General features: G+C 66.0%; 17 protein-coding genes. 1 reads left to right on the top strand and 16 read right to left on the bottom strand.

The features are described 5' to 3' along the window. Positions 1-4: 4 nt before the first annotated feature. The 11 genes from O9335_RS03580 to O9335_RS03530 all read right to left on the bottom strand — a co-directional run bounded on the left by O9335_RS03580 (position 5) and on the right by O9335_RS03530 (position 13,126). Positions 5-1,153: a TIGR03088 family PEP-CTERM/XrtA system glycosyltransferase gene (locus tag O9335_RS03580; protein ID WP_298383673.1), complete on the bottom strand. Its 1,149-nt coding sequence runs from the start codon at positions 1,151-1,153 to the stop codon at positions 5-7. Positions 1,154-1,170: 17 nt separating this feature from the next. Continuing rightward, a complete protein-coding gene (locus tag O9335_RS03575) occupies positions 1,171-2,451 on the bottom strand; it encodes a nucleotide sugar dehydrogenase (protein ID WP_298383670.1) in 1,281 nt (426 codons plus the stop codon). A gap of 34 nt (positions 2,452-2,485) precedes the next feature. After that, entirely contained in the window at positions 2,486-4,054 is a 1,569-nt protein-coding gene (gene xrtA / locus O9335_RS03570; RefSeq protein ID WP_298383668.1) for an exosortase A, read from the bottom strand. A 6-nt stretch (positions 4,055-4,060) separates the two neighbouring features. Further along, positions 4,061-5,251: a TIGR03087 family PEP-CTERM/XrtA system glycosyltransferase gene (locus O9335_RS03565; protein ID WP_298383665.1), complete on the bottom strand. Its 1,191-nt coding sequence runs from the start codon at positions 5,249-5,251 to the stop codon at positions 4,061-4,063. Continuing rightward, a complete protein-coding gene (locus O9335_RS03560; RefSeq protein WP_298383663.1) occupies positions 5,248-6,297 on the bottom strand; it encodes a FemAB family XrtA/PEP-CTERM system-associated protein in 1,050 nt (349 codons plus the stop codon). Before O9335_RS03560 ends, O9335_RS03565 begins: the two co-directional genes overlap by 4 nt. Next, complete coding sequence (locus tag O9335_RS03555; RefSeq protein WP_298383660.1) at positions 6,298-7,149, bottom strand: XrtA system polysaccharide deacetylase; 852 nt, start codon at positions 7,147-7,149, stop codon at positions 6,298-6,300. It abuts the gene before it with no gap. Positions 7,150-7,198: 49 nt separating this feature from the next. After that, positions 7,199-8,299 carry an XrtA/PEP-CTERM system-associated ATPase gene (locus O9335_RS03550; protein WP_298383657.1) on the bottom strand — a complete coding sequence of 367 codons (1,101 nt, stop codon included), beginning with the start codon at positions 8,297-8,299 and terminating at the stop codon, positions 7,199-7,201. A gap of 2 nt (positions 8,300-8,301) precedes the next feature. Then, positions 8,302-9,945, bottom strand: a complete 1,644-nt coding sequence (locus O9335_RS03545; protein ID WP_298383655.1) for a TIGR03016 family PEP-CTERM system-associated outer membrane protein — start codon at positions 9,943-9,945, stop codon at positions 8,302-8,304. After that, positions 9,911-10,846 carry an XrtA-associated tyrosine autokinase gene (locus O9335_RS03540; protein WP_298383653.1) on the bottom strand — a complete coding sequence of 312 codons (936 nt, stop codon included), beginning with the start codon at positions 10,844-10,846 and terminating at the stop codon, positions 9,911-9,913. Before O9335_RS03540 ends, O9335_RS03545 begins: the two co-directional genes overlap by 35 nt. A 7-nt stretch (positions 10,847-10,853) precedes the next feature. After that, a complete protein-coding gene (locus O9335_RS03535; RefSeq protein WP_298383650.1) occupies positions 10,854-12,419 on the bottom strand; it encodes an XrtA system polysaccharide chain length determinant in 1,566 nt (521 codons plus the stop codon). 71 nt (positions 12,420-12,490) lie between these two features. Then, the gene (locus O9335_RS03530; protein ID WP_298383647.1) at positions 12,491-13,126 is read right to left on the bottom strand and encodes an XrtA/PEP-CTERM system exopolysaccharide export protein; all 636 of its coding nucleotides are present in this window, start codon (positions 13,124-13,126) and stop codon (positions 12,491-12,493) included. Between the two features lie 171 nt (positions 13,127-13,297). Between O9335_RS03530 and O9335_RS03525 the strand changes: the two genes are divergently transcribed. Beyond that, entirely contained in the window at positions 13,298-14,902 is a 1,605-nt protein-coding gene (locus O9335_RS03525) for an FAD-binding protein (RefSeq protein WP_298383644.1), read from the top strand. Between the two features lie 13 nt (positions 14,903-14,915). Here O9335_RS03525 and O9335_RS03520 read toward each other — a convergent pair whose 3' ends face one another. Genes O9335_RS03520 through rbfA form a run of 5 tightly spaced genes read right to left on the bottom strand, consistent with a single transcriptional unit; the run spans position 14,916 to position 20,133 of the window. Next, entirely contained in the window at positions 14,916-16,040 is a 1,125-nt protein-coding gene (locus tag O9335_RS03520; protein WP_298383641.1) for a 3-hydroxyisobutyryl-CoA hydrolase, read from the bottom strand. After that, on the bottom strand, positions 16,037-16,921 hold the full coding sequence (locus O9335_RS03515) for a DMT family transporter (protein WP_298383638.1): 885 nt from the start codon (positions 16,919-16,921) through the stop codon (positions 16,037-16,039). Before O9335_RS03515 ends, O9335_RS03520 begins: the two co-directional genes overlap by 4 nt. Before the next feature lie 31 nt (positions 16,922-16,952). After that, on the bottom strand, positions 16,953-18,785 hold the full coding sequence (gene typA, locus O9335_RS03510; RefSeq protein ID WP_298383635.1) for a translational GTPase TypA: 1,833 nt from the start codon (positions 18,783-18,785) through the stop codon (positions 16,953-16,955). Between the two features lie 11 nt (positions 18,786-18,796). Then, entirely contained in the window at positions 18,797-19,750 is a 954-nt protein-coding gene (gene truB, locus O9335_RS03505) for a tRNA pseudouridine(55) synthase TruB (protein WP_298383630.1), read from the bottom strand. Further along, positions 19,750-20,133: a 30S ribosome-binding factor RbfA gene (rbfA, locus tag O9335_RS03500; RefSeq protein WP_298383627.1), complete on the bottom strand. Its 384-nt coding sequence runs from the start codon at positions 20,131-20,133 to the stop codon at positions 19,750-19,752. The genes truB and rbfA overlap by 1 nt, the downstream gene beginning before the upstream one ends. Positions 20,134-20,147 lie beyond the last annotated feature (14 nt).

Raw genomic sequence — 20,147 nt, 5'->3', positions numbered from 1 at the left:
GCTCTCAATTCAACGAAGGGACACCGAGGACGCGGCGGTACACGGCATCGTAGGCGCTCACCATGGCATCGAGGCTGAATTGGGACTCCACCCGGGCCCGCCCCGCCTCGCCCAAGCGCCGCCTCAGCGGCTCGTCGGCGCACCAAGCCTCAAGGGTGGGGACCCAGGCTTCGGGCCGTCCCGCCTCCACCAACACGCCACTGAGCCCATCGGCCACCAATTCGGCGTTGCCGCCCACGCGGGTGGCCATCACCGGCAAGCCCGAGGCCATGGCCTCCAACACCGTGTTGGAAATGCCTTCGGCCAGGGACGGCAACACGAAGACATCCAGCGCCTGCATGACCGCAGGCACATCACGGCGTTCGCCAGCCAGCCAGGCCGCATGGGACAAGCCCGCAGCCTCCAACTGGGCGTGGCAGGCGCTGCGCAGGGGTCCATCCCCGACCAGGATCAGCCGCCCCCGGTCCGCGAAACCAGCGTCCCGTTGGCAGGCCTGGATGAAAGCCGCCACCAAATCGGTCTGGGCCTTCACGGCCGCCATGCGCCCGACCGTGCCGAACACCACCCAACGCGGGTCGTTGAAGGGCGACCCCTCCAGGGGCTGTCTCCGCGCCGCGGGCCGAAACCGCTCCGCATCCACACCGTTGCAAATGCGTTGGATGCGCTGGGTCGGCACGCCCACCGCGTCCTGCAGGTAGCCCGCCAGATCGCCCGACAACGCCACGTACTGCTGCACCCAAGGTCGAAAGGCCCGCCGCACCCAGCGGTGCTTGCGCGAGCGACCGTCGAGGTCATCGGCATCGCGACCGTGCTCGCCATGCACCCGCGCTCGCGCACCCGCCCACCAGGCAGGCAGTTGCATTTCCAGCGCCGCCAGGTTGCGGGTGTGCACCACATCCGGTCGCAGGGCGCGCACGGTGCGCGCAAAGGCCGGCGCCACCTTCAGGCTTTGCCCGCTGGGTTTGCGCAGGCTGACGAAGGTGGTGTCGTCGCGCTGAACCCGCTGACAAAAGCCGTCGACGCAATCGGTCAGGGCCACAACCGCATGCCGGTAGCCGGTCAAACGGTTGATGAGGTTCACCACCCCGTTCTCCAAACCGCCGGTGTCAAAGCGGTACACCACGTGCATGACCAAGGGTTGATCGGCCCTCACGGCCGCCCGCCTGGGTCTCAGAGACGCCAGACCCGGATGCCGGCCGCGCGCAGCGCAGCAGCATCAAAAGCGGCCTTGACGTCGATGAACACCCCCTCGGGGAGCAATTTGGCGGCCAGCGCGTCGGTGGGCATGGCAAGGAACTCGCGATGGGACACCGCGGCCACGATGCCATCGGCCCGCGGCAAGTCGTCCCAGGCGGTGAGTCGCACGCCGTACTCGTGCATGGCCTCTTCGGGGTCGGCCGTCGGGTCGCTCACGAACACAACCACGCCGTAGCTCTCCAACTCGCGGACGATGTCGATGACCTTGGAATTGCGCAGGTCGCCGCAGTTTTCCTTGAAGGTCAGGCCCAGCACGTTGACGCGTGCGCCCTTGACCGGACTGCCGGCAGCGATCATTTGTTTGATGGTCTGCTCGGCCACGAACTTGGCCATGCCGTCGTTGATGCGCCGGCCGGCCAGGATGACTTGGGGGTGGTAGCCCAGCATCTCGGCCTTGTGCGTCAGGTAGTAGGGGTCCACGCCGATGCAGTGCCCCCCCACCAAGCCCGGCTTGAACTTCAGGAAGTTCCACTTGGTGCCGGCAGCCTCCAGCACCTCGCTGGTGTCGATGCCGATCTTGTCGAAAATGAGGGCCAACTCGTTCATCAAGGCGATGTTGAGGTCGCGCTGGGTGTTCTCTATGACCTTGGCGGCTTCGGCGGCCTTGATGCTGCTGGCGCGGTGCACGCCGGGCTCGACGATGCGCTCGTAGAGCTTGGCCACGGCGTCCAGGGTCTCGGGCGTGTCGCCGCTGACGATCTTGAGGATCTTGGTCAGCGTGTGCTCTTTGTCGCCTGGATTGATGCGCTCGGGGCTGTAACCGACGAAGAAGTCTTGCTTCCACTTGAGGCCCGATTCGCGCTCGAGCACGGGGATGCACACCTCTTCGGTGGCGCCGGGGTAGACCGTGCTCTCGTACACCACGATGGCGCCTTTCTTCATGTGGCGGCCGGCGCTCGTGCTGGAGCCGATGAGCGGCTTGAAGTCGGGGATGTGGGCCTCGTCGACCGGGGTGGGCACGGCCACGATGATGATGTCGGCCTCACCCAGCATCGAGGGGTCGGAGGTGTAGACCGCGTGGGTGGCCTGGGCCATCTGCTCGTCGGTCAACTCCCGCGATGGGTCGGTGCCTTGCAGGCAGGCGTCCACCTTGTGCTGCGCGATGTCGAAGCCGATGGTTCGCATCTGCTTGCCGAACTCCACCACCAGGGGCAGGCCCACGTAGCCGAGGCCAATCACCGCCAAGGTCGTCATCAAAAACTCCGTCTTTCGTTCGAGGGTTGGGGGCTCAGCGAGCCAACCCGCCATTGTGCCCAGGGGCCGCTTGACGGCTGAGGGCCGACAACCGTTCATTCAAGGGGGCCTGCAGTTCGGCCCATCGGCTTTGAAGCGCGCGGTCTGCACCTTCTCCCTCCGGGACCATGAGCACCACCATCGCCGCAGCGTCGCCTTGCCCCCAAGCCCGCTGCCACATCAACTGCCACTTGGCCTGAACGGGGTTGGAACCCGCCCAACCATTCACCCAATACCAGCGCCAGACGCGCCACTCGCCTTCTTGGCCCTGCGTGCGGGCACGCAGCCGCCACTCGTCCACGCTCACCCCTTCCACCTGCCGCTTGCCACTGCCCAACACCTGCCAGCGCGCATCGCTGTGGGCCACGATGACGCTCGTGCTGGCCACGGCGCGAGCGCTGGGCCGCTGATGCGCCACGAACGCCAGGTACAGGTGCGCCTGAGGCTGACCATCCGCCGCAGCGAAGCGCCAACGCGCCTGGGCATCGGCGCCAGGCACGAGCCCCAAACCGGCCGGCGGCGCTGCATCCGACACCGCGCCAGCCACTGGAGCCCCCAGCGCGGCGGGCCAATCGAGCGCCGGGGCTGGATGGTGCCAACGGCTGGCCAGCGCTGCGGCCAAGGCCAGGCCCAGCCCCACGGGGAGGGCACCCTGCCAGGCGGCCCGTGGGGGGCTGCCCGAAGCGACAACTGCCTCGGGCAGGCTCGCAGTCGCCTGGGCCGGCAAAGGGTCGGCGAAGCGCGACCCGGCCCAGAACATCAGGGCCATCACCACCCCGAAAAACACCCAGCCGTAGATCAAGTGATCGGCGCCCGTGGCCAACTCATTGCCCGACAGGTGGCCCATCATGACGATGAGGTAGGCCCGAACCCAGTTCGCCACCAGGGGCATGAGGGTGGCGAACGCCACGAAGGCCAAGCGCTTGGGCCAGCGGTCGAAGTTCAAGTAAGCGAACAGGCTGCCCACCATGACCGACGCCATCAGGTAGCGCACCCCTGAACAGGCTTCCACCACCGACCAATGGCCCGTGGGGATGACGAACTGCAGGCCCTCTCGGTACACGGGCACGCCGGTCAACCGAAGCGCCGCCACGGTGAAATCGGCCGTGGCTTGCATCATGGGGGGCAACAAGAATTCACCGAAGGGCGGCGCGAACAGCAGGAACAGCAGCGGAAACGCCAAGCAACGAGCGACCTGGTTGCCCAACACCGCCCATACGGCACCTTGCAGCAAGAAGACCAAGCCAAAGTGCTGCAGCGCATTGACTTGCGCCAGATCCCCCACAGCCACAGCCAACACGCCGCCCCCCGCCCACGCAACGCCCCACCCACTGGCCTGGGGCACCAAGGCCCTCAGGGCACTGCGTTTGCGCCAAACCAGCCAGAGCACCATCGGAGGCACGAGCAGGGCGTGGGCAAAGGTATCGCTGCGAAGCCAAATGCTCACCATGCCCGCCCACAGGGATCCATGCAGGGCGCCCATGAGCATCAACAGCACACCCAATGTGATGAGCGCACGGGGCCAAGCCGCCTTGACGGAAGGATGAAGTGGGGTGTGGGTCATGGCATGTCAGGGCTGGGCCAAGGCTTCGTCGATGGGCGCCAGGCGCGCTGGCCACGCAAAACCAGCCAGCACGCGCTCTCGGGCGGCCCGGCCGACGGCGTCTGCCGCGGCCGGTTCGCGCAACCAGGCATCCAGGATGCGCACGTAGTCGTCGGCCGCGTCGGCGGCACACAGTTCATCAGGTCGGCTGCCGTCGATGGCCGCCACGCAGTGCGATGCCGCCACCACGGGCCGTCCCATGGCCATGGCCTCGAGCACCTTGTTTTGGATGCCGCGCGCCAAGCGCAGCGGTGCCACCACGGCGGCGGCATGTTGGAGGTAGGGCCGCACGTCATCGACGGTGCCGGTGACCGTGACGTTCGGCCCCGCCAGGGCGCGGACCGCCGCGGTGGGGCTGCGACCGACGATGCTGAAGTGCACGTTCGGGTGAAGGGTCCGCAGGCGCGGCAGCATGTCATGAACGAACCACGCCACGGCGTCGACATTGGGCCAGTAGTCCATGGCCCCCGTGAACACCACGGGCACCGTGCCCGGCTCGAAAGGGCTGCTTCGGTCGGCGGCGGGGGCGAAGAAGTCGGCGTCGACCCCGTTGCACAAGGCCTCCACCTTGGCGGCCGATTCGGGCGCCAGCCGCCGGAACATGTCGCACTCGGCTTCGGTGACGAAAAAGCTGCGTCGAGCCCAGCGCGCGACTTCCCGTTCGTAAGCCAACAAGGTGCGCCCCTCGCGGGCATAAATCCAGGACAGGGGCCAGCGGTGCTGCTGGCCATAGGCCGTCCATTTGGCACTGTCCAGGTCGACAAAGTCGACCCAAGTGGGCAGCCCCAGGGTCTCGGCATAAGGTGCCATGGTGGAAGAGAACACGACAACGCCCTCGATGCCATGGCGCTTCACGCTGTCGTTCACCCACGCCCTCAAGCCCGGGTCCTGGTAGTAGGGCAAGCCCAAGGGCTGTCCGCGCCCGAGTCCGCGCAGGCTCTTGATCCGCGCCCAACGCGGGGACAAGCGGGCGAAGTGCGCATCGGCACACCAGCCGCGCACGGTGTCCACGTGACGCTCGTCGTCGGGGTCGTCGATGAATGTGCCCAGGAACACCTCGTGCCGTGCCGCCAGATGCCGCAGCAGGTGGTACGAGGGCACCTTGTCGCCCTTGTTCGGCGGGTAGGGCATGCGATGGACCAAGTACAGCAGCTTCACCCCAGGTTCCTCACGATGAGCGGGCCGAGCCGGTTGACCACCGCCCTGGGCAAGCGACGCCAGGTTTCGATCACGCGCTGGTACTTGGGGTTGTTCGGGTTGTGCTGGGGCAAAGCCTGGCCTTCGTACAGCCTGAACTCGTAGGCCAACGGTGTGGGGCTGAAGCCCCAATTCTTCTTGAAGGCGTAGGGGCCCGTGCCCTGTTTGCTGCGGCCGTAATCGAACACGCGCGCGCCGCGACGCAGGGCCCGCTGCATCAGGGCCCAGTACTTGAAATCGTTGGCCGCCAGGTCTCGTGCCGCGGTGGCATCGCCCGCGTAGTAAGGCAGTACCTCGTCCCGAAAGTAGAAGCTGAGCACGGACGACACCGGCGTTCCATCCGGCGCAACCACGGTCAGCACCTCGGCTTGCGAACCGAACTCCTCCAGCAGTGCCTGGAACCAGCGCTGGGGCATGGCCGGCGTGCCATGGCGGTGCACGTTGTCGGCAAACAGATCAAAAAAACGACCCGCGTCGGCGTCCACGTCGGCGCGCAAACCGTGCCCGACACCCTTGCGCACCATGGCGCGCTGTTTGCGCGGAATGGCCAGCAGGTTGGCCTCGTCGTCGTCCAGCAAGGGCTTGCGGAAGGTGACGTAAAGGTCCTGCTGCGCCCAGTCGGGCCGTTGCATCCCGTGCAAGTGGCGCAACTCCAGGTGGCTGGCGCCTCGCGCTCGGGTCCAGGCTTCGGCCGCCGCCACCAGGGCATGGGCTGCATCATCGCCATCGGCGAGCACGCCCCCGTACACGGCAAACGGCAGCGACGTCACGGCGTGGCCGAACAGCAGGCTGTCGATCTCGCCCAGGGGCAGCACGCCCACCAGGCGGCCGCCTTGCCAAGCGGCCAGCAACTCGCACCGGTGGCCCCAAACCCGCGACACCGCGCGCGCCCACCCGGCTTGGTGGAAAAACGTTCCCTGGGGGTGGCGCACGACGTAGTCGTCCCACGCACGGGCCGTCGCCCCTGCGAGCGACGGCAGCGGCCGCACGGTCACGGGCGCGTTCATTCAGCGTGCCGCACCCATGGTCGCTCCGAGCGCCGAGCCGCTGGGCGGCAAAAAAATCTCATCCATGCGGCCCCAGGCGAAGTCGCCCAACAGCCGGCGAATGCGGCCTTCCGTGCGGCTGAGGTTCACGTAATGCCGAAAGCGCGACTTGGCATCGATGCCTGGCACACGCGGTTGCTCGTGATCGATTTCCCAGGGGTGGAAATAGAAGACCGCCGCTTGCGCATCGACGCGATTAACCCGCTCGATCAACCATCGCGAGACGGCGTAAGGCAGCAGGCGGAAGTACCCTCCCCCGCTGGAGGGCAGGTTGCGACCCGCAATGCGGTTCGTGGTGACCGGAACTTCAACCAGGCCCTCGCGCACCGCATGGGCAAAACGCGGCGCGTCCGGCATGCCGTAATGGTCGTGCACGATGGGGTACACGCTGCTGGAGTAGCGGTACCCGGCTTCTTGCAGCACGTCGAACGCCCACAGGTTGGCCTCGCCGATGGAGAAGCTCGGGGCTCGGTAGCCGATGACCGGCACGCCGCCCAAGTCCTCCAGCAAAGCCTTGGCGCGCTTCACGTCTTGCGCGAAGGCGGCGCGGTCGAGATCGCTGGCCCGCTCGTGACCGTAACCGTGGCTGGCCAGTTCGTGCCCACCGGCCACGATCTCTCTGACCAAATCTGGGTGTCGCTCCGCGATCCAGCCCAGCGTGAAGAACGTGGCCTTCACGCCCGCTTGGTCTAGCAGGGCCAAGATCCGGCGGACATTGGCAGGCGCCCGGCACTCGCGGCGATCCCAGTCGTCGCGAGGGATGTAGGGGGCCAGCGCCGAGACTTGGAAATAGTCTTCGACGTCGATGGACATTGCGTTGCGCACACGCCGGGGCGACCCCGCCAGTGCGCCCGTGGGTGAGCTACTCATGCTGACTCCCGGCATCGGGGTGCTGCAAGGCTTTGACCAAGCGCTGCAGCATCTTCAGGCTCTGCAAGTTGATGCGCTCCAGCCGCAACAGGCTGCGCTCCAGTCGCAGCAGTCGCTCCGCGTGCAAGTCGTGCAGTTGCCCATCCAACTGACGCTCGAACTGCTGCAAGGGCCCCGCCGCCAACGGCGGGGGACGGGTCAAATCCAGATCGAGGTCCAGCTGCGAGTCGGATTCCGGCTCCGCACCGATGGACACTGGCTTCGAGGGCGGCGGCAGCGCGCTTTCCTGCGACAGGTCCTTGAGCACCTCGTTGACATCGGCCAACTCCAGCTTGACCTTGCCGGCCATGAAGCCCAATAGCAGCAGCCGGTCGGCCAACGTGTTGATGCGACGAGGAATGCCGCCGGTGGCGCGGTGGATGACCAAGAACGCCTCGGGGTCGAACTCGGGCTTGTCGGTGGCGCCAGCACACTTGAGGCGGTGCTCGATGTAGCGCTGGGTTTCCTCTTCGTCCAGCGGACCGATGTGGCACGTGGCCGCCACCCGCTGGCGGAACTGCTCCATCTCGGGCCGCTGCAAGATGTAGCGAAACTCCGGCTGTCCCACCAAGAAGGTTTGCAGCAGCGACTGCGTCCCGAACTGGAAGTTCGACAGCATCCGCAGCTCTTCCACCGCTTTGGCGGTGAGGTTCTGCGCCTCGTCCACCACCAGCAAGCAACGCTTGCCTTGGCTCACCTGGGCCACGAAAAAGGCTTCGAGGGACATCAAGATGTCCGACTTGCTGGCATCTCTGGCGCGGACGCCAAAGGCCGCCGCCACCATGCGGAGGGTGTCCTCGGCGTCGAGCTGGGTGGTGACGATGTTGCCGATCACCACCTGTTGACCCGCATCGAGGCTCTCGAGCAAGCCCCGCAACAGGGTCGTCTTGCCCGCCCCGATCTCGCCGGTGATGACGATGAAACCCTCGTTGCGCAAGACCCCGTAATCCAAGTAAGCCTTGGCGCGCCGATGCTGCTTCGATCCGAAGTAGAAACTCGGGTCGGGATTGAGCTGAAAGGGCTTGGCCGACAGGCCGTAGAACGCCTCGTACATGGTCAGAATCGCTGCTCGACGTTGACCACCACAGCGTTCTCAACGAACGGACGGGTGGGAGATTCGAAGGCGGAGTGCCTCAAGCCCAAGGCGATCTGCACGCCCGGGGTCAGGCGTTCCGCCCACCCCAGAAGCACGGTGCGCAATTCGTTGCGCTGCAACGCCGCGTTCTCCCCCTCGCTGCGCTGCCAAGACGCCTGGGCCCGTAAGGCCTGGGAGGGCGTCAGCCGGTAGGTCCAGCTCATCTGAGCCGACTCCGTGTCCACGAAGGAGGAACTGGCCAAATCTTCGCTGCCCAAGCCACCCGCCAAGAGACGGGACGTTCGGGTTTTGGTCAGGTTCAGCGTCCACAGGGTGCGCGGCTGTTGATAGGTCACACCCAACAGGCGCGTGCGGGACACCGTGGGCTGGCTGCTGAGAAAGCCATTGGCCACCACCGCGTCACCCGACAAACCCAAGTCGGCCAAACGCTGGCGCACCAACAGATCCCGTTGAACCGGGTCGGGCTCCGTGGTCGCCAACTGGGCGAAAAACAAGTCGTAATTGGTTTGCCCCGAGGCCGCTCCCACGACACCTGCTTGGTTGATGGTGCGGGAATCGCTCCATCGAACCACGGCGCGGGCGAAGCGATGCTCCAGGTTGACGGTGTGGAAGTCACCCAGAACGCGATGGTCGCCATTGAGCTGAAGCCGCGTGCGCGGCGTGGGCTGCCACGTGGCATCCAGGCCGTATGTCGTCCCGGTCTGCGACGCCACCGACTGCAGGTTAGAGCGCTCCTGACCGCCTCGGGCAACCACGGTCCAGTCGACGTCGGGGCGCCAAGTCAGGTTCACCGTGCCCTGGGACGAAGCCGTGCGCCTCCCCTCCAGGGGGCGCGTGAATTGGTGCGTCACCGTGGCACCCAGCCCCATCCGACGCTGCGGCCCGGGCTCGATGCTGATTTGAGCCTGGCTGCCTTGGGCATCACCCACCGTGGTGCCACGAGCGCGTGTCAGGGTGCTGGTTTGTTGGGCCGTCAAGCGCCACCCCTCGCCCAAGCGCAGTCGTGCAACAGGACCCAGCGCCAAGGTACCGACTTCCGTGGACTCACCGACCCCGCTCTCCCCCAAGGTGCGCTGGGCCTCGAATGCCGAGCGCGTGCGCTGCGCGATGTTGGCTTGACCTTCAAGGGTGAAGGCCGGAGACCCCAGATCGATCTTGGCACTGCTGCGCAAACTGCTTTGAAACGGTTGACCCAATGCCGCCGTCTTGGCGTAGCGCTGCGCCTGCAGGCTGTAATCGAGCAGCCACTCGGCCCCGCCCCCTTGGTGCACCCATCGCACGCCGGGACCGACCCGGAGCATCGCACCAGCATCCCGTCCCTGCTGGCTGGGTAGGGCGCTGATGTTGTCCGACACGGTGAAGGCGGCATTCCAGCGCCATTCCAGGGGACGCGACCGTTGGCCGCTTGGCGCGCTGGCATCCGGTGCACCGCCCCCCAACCGCAGCCCTTCCGGCGCATCGCTCCCGCCGAAGGTCTCCACCGATTGGGCCCACCCTGCACCGTGCCCTGCGAACCAAACCGTACCCAGGGCACAAACACCGCGCGCCACCCCGCGCCAAGCCCAACGCTCAGGCCGTGCGCGTGGCGTCGTCGTCGTGTTCATAGCCGTACCCATAGCCGTAACCGTACCCATAGGCGCCCGATGTGTCGCCACGAACTTGGTTGAGCAACATCAGCTTCAACGGGCAGTTTTCCACCGCGGCCAAGGCCTGCTGGACTGCATTCTGAGGCGTGGCCTCGGCCGCGACCACGATCACGATCTGCCCCATCTGCGTGGCCAACACACGAGACTCGGTGGTCAACAACAGGGGGGGAGAGTCGAAGATGATGATGCGGTCGGGGTAGCGCTGGGCCATGTCGTTGAGCAACTCACGCATGGCTTCGCTGGCCAGCAATTCGGTGGCTCGCGGGTGCGGCGTTCCGCTGGGCAACAGCGTGAGCTTGTCCACGTTGGTGCGCAGCAGCACGTCGGTCATCTCAGCTTGCCCCTCCAGAACGTCCAACAGCCCCGGCCCAGGCGGCAAGCCCAACATCCGGAGCAAGGACGGACGGGCCACGTCGGCATCCACCAACATCACCGTGTGATCCAACTCGGCCGCCACGCTCATGGCCAAATTCAGCGACGTGAAGCTCTTGCCCTCGCCGGCCAACGCGCTGGTCACCATGATGAGGTTGGCATGGTTGAGCGTGGCCGCCCCTTGGCCGACGGCGTTCTTGATGAGTGGACGTTTGATGACCCGGTACTGGTCCGCCATCGGCGTGCGAGGGGACCCCGGTGTCAGGTAGCCCTTCACCGCCAAAGCATTGAGGTTCAATTCCACCGACTTGGAGCCACGCCCCGAGGGCTCGTCGTGAGACTGCGCCGCCAGCGGCAGAGGCGGAGCGGGCTCGGCGGGACGCGTCGCCGGCGCTGGCACCACCGCGGGCAGAGCATCGGGCGCCAACGCCCCCGCCTGCCGGAGCTGCTCCAGACGCTGCGCTGCTTGTTCAATCAAACTGGCCATGGATTCCTCAAGCAATCTGCCGCGCTTGCAGCACGTAGTAAACCGCCATCGCCGTGGCGTACAGCAACACCAAGGCCGCGGCCGCGCCCATCACCCGCACGCGGTCCATGCGGCGCTTGCGGAGCTCAGCGTCGCCCATGATGCGAGACACCACACCCAAGATGGGCAGTTCGGTTCGATCGCCCAGCTCGTTGGCATCGAAAAACACCGGTCGCAGCTGGCTGGCCGCGAAAGCACTGAACACCGCCACGCCCAGCGAGGTCACCAATCCGATGGCCAGCAACAGGTAGCGGTTCGGCGCCACCGGTTGCGGCGTGACGCGTGGCGGCTCGATCAAGCGAAAGTCAGCCACGCCCGCAGCCACATCCAGCTCCCCGGAGATGGCAGCCGACTCCCGGCGGGACACCAGTTCGTCGTAATTCTTCTTGTGAACGGCGTAGTCCCGGTTGAGCTGAGCGGCTTCCGCTTCGAGCTGGGGCGCTGTCTTCATCAGCTCCAAGCTCTGCGCGTACCGGGCCTGGTATTCGCTCACCCGGGCTCGAAGGCTGGCCACCTGAACTTCGGCACTCGCCAACACCCGGCCCATCTCCTGCTCGACCAAGCCTTGGTTCGGCCCCCCGGCAGGTGAGTTGAGCGCCAGCTTGCGCAACTGAGCCACTTCTCGCTTCTTTTGTTCTTCCAGTTCACGGATCAGACGCCGTGTGGTCACCACGTCGGGGTGCTGGTCGGTGAACCGCTGCAACAAGCCATCCAACCCGCGTCGCAAGCCCTCCAGACGACCGTCGATCTCGGGCGTGGGGACATTGGCGGCGGAATCGGGCGAGTTGACGGCATCGTTGGCGCGAGCACGCTCGGCCGTCATCTGGGCGCGAGCCGCATCGCGCGCCTGCTCGGCTTCTCGCAATTGCAGACGAGCTTGGTCCAGTTGGGCGCGCATCTCGGCCAAGCGGGCGGCCGAGTCCTTGCCACCTTCCATCAGGTCGATGTTGCGCAGCCGGAATTCTTTCAAGCGGGTTTCGGCTTCTTCCAGCTTGGCCTCGTAGCTCTTGATCTGCTCGTTGATGAAGGTCGTGGCGGTGGCCGTGTCTTTGCGCGAGGCGCCCAGAGACGACTCCACAAAGATGGACACCAGCGACTGCACGACCTTCTTGGCGGTTTCTGGTTTTTCGTCCTTGTAGGCCAGGGTGTAGAGGTTGTCCTTGCCCGTCGTGGCAATGGTCAACTGCTTCATCAAGCTGTCGATGAGCTCCTCCTGCTCGGCCTTGGTGTGCTTCTTCAAGTCCAAGTCGGCCATGCGGATGAGCTTCTCCACATTGGGGCGGCTGATCAGGGTCTTGCTCAGCATCTGCACCTGAAGGTCGACGTTCTGCGGCACGGTCATGCCCGACATGAGCGGCTTGAGCATGGACTGCGTGTCCACATAAATGCGCGCGGTGGCTTGGTACTGGTTGGGCACCACAAAGGCCACCACCAACCCCACCAAACCCACCGACCATCCGATGGCCAGCCCCATCCAGCGGTACTTCCACACCCGCTTGGCGAGGGCCTGCATCTGAATCAACAACAGTTCCATGAAAAGCCCTTGGCCCTAAGAAGCGCGGCGCGCGGGTAGCCCGCGCGCCGCCGTTCGGTTTGCACGACCGATCAGAAAATGCTTTGCGGAATGATCAGGATGTCCCCGGGTCGAACCTGCACGTTGGCCGAGACATCACCACGCTTGATCAAGTCTTTCAGGCGCACGGCGTACTGCTTGTTGCCCTCGGCTGAACGCAAGATGGTGGCGGCGTTGCCGTCGGCGAAATCGGTGAGCCCGCCCACGGCGATCATCACGTCCAGCAAAGTCATGTCTTGCTTGTAGGGCAGAAATTGGGGCTTCGCCGCCTCCCCCACCACCCGGATCTGTTGGCTGTAAGGCCCCACGAACGTGGTGACCACCACCGTGACCACGGGGTCGCGCACATACTTGCCCAGCACCTTTTCGATGTCTCGAGCCACTTCGATGGAGTTCTTGCCCGCCACCTTCAGTTCGTCCACCAGTGGTGCAGCGATCTTGCCGTCGGGGCGAACCGGCGTGGTGATGCTCAGCTCGGGGTTGCGCCAGACGACCACATTGAGCGTGTCACCCGGGCCGATGATGTAGCTGTAGTTGTCGACCGACGCCGCAGCCGGTGCGGGTGGCAAGTCGACCGTCGCGCATCCCGACAGCAAGATCGCCGACCCGCCCACCCAGGCGGCCAACCAGCGCCGCAACGATGCCAATCCAAGCTTTCCAACGCTCATGTGTTCCCCGTGTTGAGTCGTGCGGCACAGGGCAAACCTGTGCCCTTCCTACCTGGAAACGATGATGCCATAGCGAACCTTCGCTGCCATGTACCCTAGAGGGCTTGGACCCCATCCATCTCGGGGGTGTGCGGCCGAGCCCAACCGCGCGCGCAAGCACCCCAAGGCCCCATGAACCCCGCTTGGATCCCCACGTTCGAGTCGCTCCGGGCCCTGCTGGGGGCCGCTCAAGTGGACGAGCCCGAGGCGGCGCAGCGGCGCTACGGCCCCGACACCACGGGGGCCTCCCGCACCTTGGCTGGCGCGGTGCGCGTGCTCGACCGCGGCCAGGTCCCGGATGTTCTGCGCATGGCCACCGCATCTGGTTGGGGAGTGCACCCCATCTCCACAGGCCGCAACTGGGGCTATGGCAGCGCGCTGCCCGTGACCGAAGGCACCTTGCTCCTGGACTTGGGTGGACTGCGGCGCATCGTGGACTTCGATGAGGAATTGGGCGTCGTCACCTTGGAGCCTGGGGTCACCCAGGGCGACCTCGCGGCGTTTTTGAGCCAGCGCCATCTGGACTACCTCGTGCCGGTCACCGGCGCCGGGCCCCATTGCAGCCTGTTGGGCAATGCCTTGGAACGGGGCTACGGGATCACGCCGCAAACCGATCACTTCGGCGCCGTGACGGCCATGGAGGTGGTGCTGGCCAACGGCCAAGTCCACCGCGGCATGCTGGACGAAGCGGGTGGGCCTGAGTTGGCCAAGCTGTTCCGGTGGGGGCTGGGGCCCTACCTTCAAGGCCTGTTCAGCCAAAGCGGGATGGGTGTGGTCACCGAAATCAGCCTCGCGTTGGCACCTCGGCCCGAGCGCGTGGCGGTGGCGCTGTTCGGCCTGGCGGATGACACGCAATTGGAGGCGGCGGTGCTCGCCATCCGCCGAGCCATGCAGCGCCTGTCACCCACCTTGGGGGCCGTCAATCTGATGAACCGGCATCGGGTGATGTCGATGTCAGCGCCCTACCCCTGGTCCGAACTGGATGCCCAGGGCCTGATTCCACCCGATACCCTGGAGCGACTCGGCCGCCAGACCGCGGTGATGCCCTGGACGGGTTTGGCCACCCTGTACGGCACCGCCCCGATGGTGGCCGCGGCCCAGCACGAATTGAAACGGCTGCTGAGCGGCACCGCCGCTCGGCTGATGTTCGTCACACCCTCCAAGGCCAATGCCCTGGCTCGCATCGCCCGGTGGATACCCGGTGCCAGAGGCGCCAGCCTGCGGCGACTGACCGAATCGTTGCGGAGTTCCTTGGACTTGGTGAACGGCCGACCGAACGAAACCGCGCTGCCGCTGGCCTACTGGCGCCACCGCTCGACCGACCTCGGTGGCATGCCTCGCCATCCGGCCGCCGATGGCTGCGGGCTGATTTGGTACGCGCCCCTGGTTCCCATGCGGCCCGAACGGGCGCGCCGCTATGTGCAGTTGGTGAAGCGTGTGACCCGCGAGCACGGCTTGGAGCCCTTGATCACCTTCACCACGCTCGGCGATCGGGTGTTCGACAGCACCGTGCCTCTGCTGTTCGACCGCTCCGACGCCCAGGCCACGGCCCGTGCCAAGGCCTGCTGGTCCGATCTGCTGGCCCAGGGGCGCGAGCTTGGTTGCTTTCCATACCGATTCCCCATCGACGGGATGGAGGCCTTGCGCGCCTACGCCCCGCGGAGTTGCGAACTGGTGCGCCAACTCCACGAAGCCATCCACCCGCGCGACCCTTTGGCGCCAGGGCGCTACCGCTGAGACCCGCCCCGCGTCAGATCAGCGCAGCCAGCGGGTGCGCTGCAGGCACCCAAACGTCCGCGAAGAACGCCTCGACCGCGTCGGCATGGACCCCGGCCACATCGGCCGGTTGCCAACGCGGCGCGTGGTCTTTGTCGATGTTCAGCGCCCGGATGCCCTCCAGGGCCTCGCAGGGCTCGCCCCGCATGCCGGGCGTCCAGGCGTGCTGCATCACCGAGCGCTCGAGGCGCAGGGTGTCGGCCAGCGACAAACCTCGGCTGCGCCGCACCAAGGCCAAGCCCACCGCCATCATGAGCGGGCTGTTGCTGGCCAGTTGCGCACGCGTGGCAAGCGCCCAGGGGCTGTCGGGCTCCTCGGCCATGCTGCGCAGGATGTCGGCCAACGACGCTTGGCCGAAGTGACGGTCGATGGCGGCCCGATGGCCCAATTGCTGGGGCATCGGGGCCAGGGCAGCGCGCTCCATCACGGTCGCCACCACATGCTCGGCGTGAGGCTGGTGGCCGGTCAACAGCTCCCTCACCATGGCGTCCCAATCGGCCGCGGGGACGAACACATCGGCCAAGCCCAACTCGATGGCATCGCCGGCCGACAAGGCTTGCCCAGTCACGCTCAGCCACTCGCCGAGGCGCCCTGGCAACTGGCTCAACCACGCGTTCGACCCCACATCGGGCACCAGACCGATGCGCGTCTCCGGCATGGCCAGTTGGCTGCGCTCGTTGACCACACGCAACTTGGCCCCTTGAGCCAAGCCCAAACCGCCGCCCAAGGCCGGGCCATCCAAGAGAGCCAGCACCGGCTTCGCATAGTGGTGAACGAGGTGATTCAGGGCGTACTCCTCGTTGAAGAACGCCTCCAATTCGCTCGGGTTTTGTCTCGCCGCCTGGTGCAAAAAACGCACATCGCCGCCAGCGCTGAACACCGGACGTCCCCGGCAATCGGGGCGCCCCAGAATGACCACAGCCTGAACCTCGCTCGCCTGCGCCCATTGCCGAAGGGCATGTGTAAGGTCTCTCACCATCCCCAGGGTCAGGGCGTTCATCGCTTCGAGTCGCGTCAACTCCAACACACCCAGGGCCCCCTGGAGACGGGCAGAAACCTGGCCGCTCGGGGTCCAGGCATCAAGACAGACTTGGTTCATGCCGCATGCGACGTCCGCCGGGGACGCTTCAGTTCGTTGAACACCAGGGCCACCACCACCAGCGATGCCCCCGACAAGGTGTTGGGCCCGGGCACCTCACCCGCCAACCACCACACCCAGGCCACGCCAAAAACCAACTCCAGCAAGGCCACCAGCGCCACTTCGGTGGCGCTCAGCACCCGAGTGAGGTGAACGAGCAACACACAGGGAATGGCCAGTTGGGTCACCCCCAAAAAAGCCAACCAGGCGATGTCGTGCCCCGACGCCTGCAAGGGCCAGGCTGCTGGCAAGGTGAAGGCCGCCGACAAGGCGGCACCGAGGGCCACGGCGTGCGGCAGCGACACCTCGCGCTCTGCACCGATGGGTCGCCCAGCATGCGCCTGCATCAAAGTCCAATTGACCGAGGCGGCCAGCGGCACCGCCAAGGCCACCAGAGGGCCCCAACCCAGGTCTACCCCTTGGCCACCGAACATCCACGCCACGCCCCCGCCCGCCAGCAGCACCGCGACCACCGTCACCACAGGCAAAGGGCGACGCAGCACCATCCAAGCGAGCAAGGCCGTCATCAAGGGACCAAGCGCCATCACCACGAGCACATTGGCCACCGTCGTCAGGGTCAGCGCCAGCATGAAGGCGGTGAACATCACCGCCCAACACAAGGCGGACAACCACAAGCGGGACGAAGGCGACCCCAGCGGGGCCAAACCCGACAGGCCTTGTCTGACGCCCCACCAGAGCACCAAACTGGCGGCCGTGAAGGCGCTGCGCCAAAAGGTCAGCTCGAACGAGCGCACCGACTCCAGATGCCGCGTGACCACCCCCGCTGTGCTCCACAGCAGGGTCACCAGCACCATCAGGGCTAAGGCTCGGCGATGGCTCATGGCGGACGACGCTCAGGGCATCAGGTGACGCTCAACCGCCGGCCTCGCGCGCCATGCGCTTGCGTTCGTGCTCGATCAGGTAGCGCTTGCGCAAGCGGATGCTCTTGGGCGTGATCTCCACCAACTCGTCGTCTTCGATGAACTCGACGCCGTACTCCAGCGTCAACTCGATCGGGGGCGTGATCTTGATGGCGTCTTCCTTGCCGCTGACGCGGAAGTTCGTCAACTGCTTGGTGCGGGTGGCATTCACCACCAGGTCGTTGTCGCGGTTGTGCACGCCCACGATCATGCCCTCGTACACCGGGTCGCCCGCCTTCACGAACATGCGGCCGCGGTCGTCCAACTTGCCCAGGGCGTACGTGAAGATTTCGCCCGAGTCCATGCTGATGAGCACGCCGTTCTTGCGGCTGCCAATGTCGCCCTTGTGCGGCTCGTAGCCGTCGAAGATGTTGCTGATCAAGCCCGAGCCGCGCGTGAGGTTCAGGAACTCGTTGCTGAAACCGATCAGCCCGCGCGCCGGGATGCGGTACTCCAGGCGCACGCGGCCACGGCCATCGGGTTCCATGTTCACCAGCTCGCCCTTGCGTTCGCCCATGGCCTGCATGACGCCGCCCTGGTGCTGCTCTTCGACGTCGGCGGTCACCATCTCGATGGGCTCGCACTTCACGCCATCGATGTCGCGGAACACCACGCGCGGCTTGCTCACGGCCAGCTCGTAGCCCTCGCGGCGCATGTTTTCCAGCAGGATGGTGAGGTGCAGTTCGCCCCGGCCGCTGACCTCGAAGACGCCGTCTTCGTCGGTCTCACGCACGCGCAAAGCCACATTGCTTTGCAATTCTTTTTGCAGGCGGTCCCAGATCTGGCGGCTGGTGACGTACTTGCCCTCGCGACCGGCCAAAGGGCTGGTGTTGACGCAGAAGTTCATGGTCAGCGTCGGCTCGTCGATCTTGAGCATGGGCAGCGGCTGCGGGCTGGCCGGGTCGGTCACGGTCACGCCGATGCCGATGTCTTCGATGCCGTTGATCAGCACGATGTCTCCAGGACCGGCCTCGGTCACCTGCACGCGGTCCAGGCCTTGGAAGGTCAGGACCTGATTCACGCGACCCTTGAAGGTCTTGCCCTCGGGGCCTTCCATCACCAGAACGTCCATCGACGGCTTCAGGGTGCCGGCATTGACGCGGCCCACGCCGATGCGGCCGACGAAGGTGCTGTAGTCCAGCGCCGAGATCTGCAGTTGCAGCGGAGCGCTGGGGTCGCCTGCGTGCGCCGGGACATGCTTCAGGATGGTGTCGAACAGGGCGGACATGTCCGGCCCCCATTGGGCGCCGGGCTCGCCTTCTTCGAGACTTGTCCAGCCGTTGATACCCGAAGCGTAGACGACGGGGAAGTCGAGCTGTTCGTCGGTCGCCCCCAGCTTGTCGAACAGGTCGAAGGCGGCGTTGATGACGGCGTCGGGCTTGGCACCCGGCTTGTCCACCTTGTTCACCACCACGATGGGCTTCAGGCCCAGCGCAAGCGCTTTTTTCGTGACGAAGCGGGTCTGCGGCATCGGTCCTTCTTGGGCATCGATCAGCAGCACCACGCCGTCCACCATCGACAAGGCCCGCTCCACCTCACCGCCGAAGTCCGCGTGCCCCGGGGTGTCGACGATGTTGATGTGCGTGCCGTTCCAGCTGACCGCGCAGTTCTTGGCCAGGATGGTGATGCCCCGCTCGCGCTCGATGGCGTTGCTGTCCATCACCGTGTCCACCACCTTCTCGTGCTCGGCGAAGGTGCCGCTTTGGCGCAGCAGTTGGTCGACCATGGTGGTTTTGCCATGGTCAACGTGGGCAATGATGGCGATGTTGCGGATTTGCTTGCTCATGGGAACAGCTCTCAAGTCGTCAAGGAAGGGGGGCCTTCGAGCAGCGTGCGCAGCTCGATGGGGCTGAGCAATCGCTCAGGGATGAGTTCACCGGCGGTGATGCGGGCGCTGCCCAAAAAGGCGCGCGCTTCCGGGCCAAAAGCCCGCACCCGAGCCGCAGGCGGCAAGCCGATGCGGCGGCGGATGCCGGCCAGCAGCTTTCCGGCCTCTGTGGCGTCCAGACGCACCTCCGGGCAGTCGGCCAGCAGGGTGTCGGGCGGCAGCAGGTGGGCCAAGCGCTCGGGGTCGGACTCGGCTTCCAACTGGGCCAGCGTCACGGCATCGGCGAGACCCAGCGGACCGCTGGCCGTGCGGCGCAGCGCGGCCAGGTGGGCGCCACAGCCCAGGCGCTCGCCCAGGTCTTCGGCCAAGGTGCGGATGTACGTGCCTTTGGAGCAGCGCACGGCCAGGCGCAGGGTGTCGGCCTGCCAGTCCAACAGGGTCAGTTCGTGGATGGTCACACGCCTCGCGGCCCGCTCCACCACCTGCCCTTGTCGCGCCAATTGGTACAGCGCCTTGCCTTCGTGCTTGAGCGCCGAGTGCATCGGCGGCACTTGGTCGATCTCTCCGCGCAAAGCGGCCAGGGCCAACTGCAAGGCTTGCGCGTCAAATGCCACCGGACGCTCCTGCGTCACCTCCCCCTCGCGGTCGCCCGTGGCCGTGGTCTGGCCAAGACGCACGGTGGCCTCGTAGGCCTTGTCAGCCTCCAGGTTGAGCTGACTGAACTTGGTGGCCGCTCCAAAGCACAAGGGCAGCACCCCGGTGGCCAGCGGATCCAACGTGCCGGTGTGGCCCGCTTTTTCGGCGCGCCAGCGGCGCTTGACCTTTTGCTGGGCGTGGTTGCTCGACACGCCCAGGGGCTTGTCGAGCAACAGCACGCCGTGCAAAGCACGACGGGGCTGGCGAACGCGCGCAGAAGGGTTCATCAGTCGTTGGTGGTGGCGTCGTCGTCCAGCGCACGCTGGGCATTGGCTTTGGCGATGAGCGCGTTCATCTCGGCCGCACGTTCGGTGCTCTTGTCGAAGTGAAAGTGCAGCGTCGGCACAGTGTGGATCTGCAGGCGCTTGAACAGGCTGTTGCGCAAGAACCCCGCCGCCTCGTTCAGGGCGTCCTCCGTGTCCTGCGGTTGGCCCATCAACAAGGTGAAGCGCACCTTGGCATGGGCATAGTCGGGCGTCACGTCGACGCCCGAAATCGTCAGCATGCCCAGCCGAGGGTCCTTGAGTTCGCGCACCAACTCGGCCAAATCGCGCTGAATCTGGTCGGCCACTCGGAAGCTGCGGTTGGGGGTGCTTTTCTTGTGTCGCATGGGTTGACCCTTGA

Origin of the sequence: Inhella sp., from assembly GCF_027532025.1 — a bacterium.
GTDB lineage: Bacteria > Pseudomonadota > Gammaproteobacteria > Burkholderiales > Burkholderiaceae_C > Inhella.
This window is presented reverse-complemented; position numbering and strand designations above follow the sequence as displayed.

Bases quoted from the DNA above. Each gene is read 5' to 3' on its own strand.
- O9335_RS03560 (WP_298383663.1), bottom strand. From the start codon at position 6,297: ATGAACGCGCCCGTGACCGTGCGGCCGCTGCCGTCGCTCGCAGGGGCG.
- O9335_RS03550 (WP_298383657.1), bottom strand. From the start codon at position 8,299: ATGTACGAGGCGTTCTACGGCCTGTCGGCCAAGCCCTTTCAGCTCAAT.
- truB (WP_298383630.1), bottom strand. From the start codon at position 19,750: ATGAACCCTTCTGCGCGCGTTCGCCAGCCCCGTCGTGCTTTGCACGGC.
- O9335_RS03535 (WP_298383650.1), bottom strand. From the start codon at position 12,419: ATGGAACTGTTGTTGATTCAGATGCAGGCCCTCGCCAAGCGGGTGTGG.
- O9335_RS03545 (WP_298383655.1), bottom strand. From the start codon at position 9,945: ATGAACACGACGACGACGCCACGCGCACGGCCTGAGCGTTGGGCTTGG.
- rbfA (WP_298383627.1), bottom strand. From the start codon at position 20,133: ATGCGACACAAGAAAAGCACCCCCAACCGCAGCTTCCGAGTGGCCGAC.
- O9335_RS03555 (WP_298383660.1), bottom strand. From the start codon at position 7,149: ATGTCCATCGACGTCGAAGACTATTTCCAAGTCTCGGCGCTGGCCCCC.
- xrtA (WP_298383668.1), bottom strand. From the start codon at position 4,054: ATGACCCACACCCCACTTCATCCTTCCGTCAAGGCGGCTTGGCCCCGT.
- typA (WP_298383635.1), bottom strand. From the start codon at position 18,785: ATGAGCAAGCAAATCCGCAACATCGCCATCATTGCCCACGTTGACCAT.
- O9335_RS03515 (WP_298383638.1), bottom strand. From the start codon at position 16,921: ATGAGCCATCGCCGAGCCTTAGCCCTGATGGTGCTGGTGACCCTGCTG.
- O9335_RS03530 (WP_298383647.1), bottom strand. From the start codon at position 13,126: ATGAGCGTTGGAAAGCTTGGATTGGCATCGTTGCGGCGCTGGTTGGCC.
- O9335_RS03520 (WP_298383641.1), bottom strand. From the start codon at position 16,040: ATGAACCAAGTCTGTCTTGATGCCTGGACCCCGAGCGGCCAGGTTTCT.
- O9335_RS03575 (WP_298383670.1), bottom strand. From the start codon at position 2,451: ATGACGACCTTGGCGGTGATTGGCCTCGGCTACGTGGGCCTGCCCCTG.
- O9335_RS03540 (WP_298383653.1), bottom strand. From the start codon at position 10,846: ATGGCCAGTTTGATTGAACAAGCAGCGCAGCGTCTGGAGCAGCTCCGG.
- O9335_RS03525 (WP_298383644.1), top strand. From the start codon at position 13,298: ATGAACCCCGCTTGGATCCCCACGTTCGAGTCGCTCCGGGCCCTGCTG.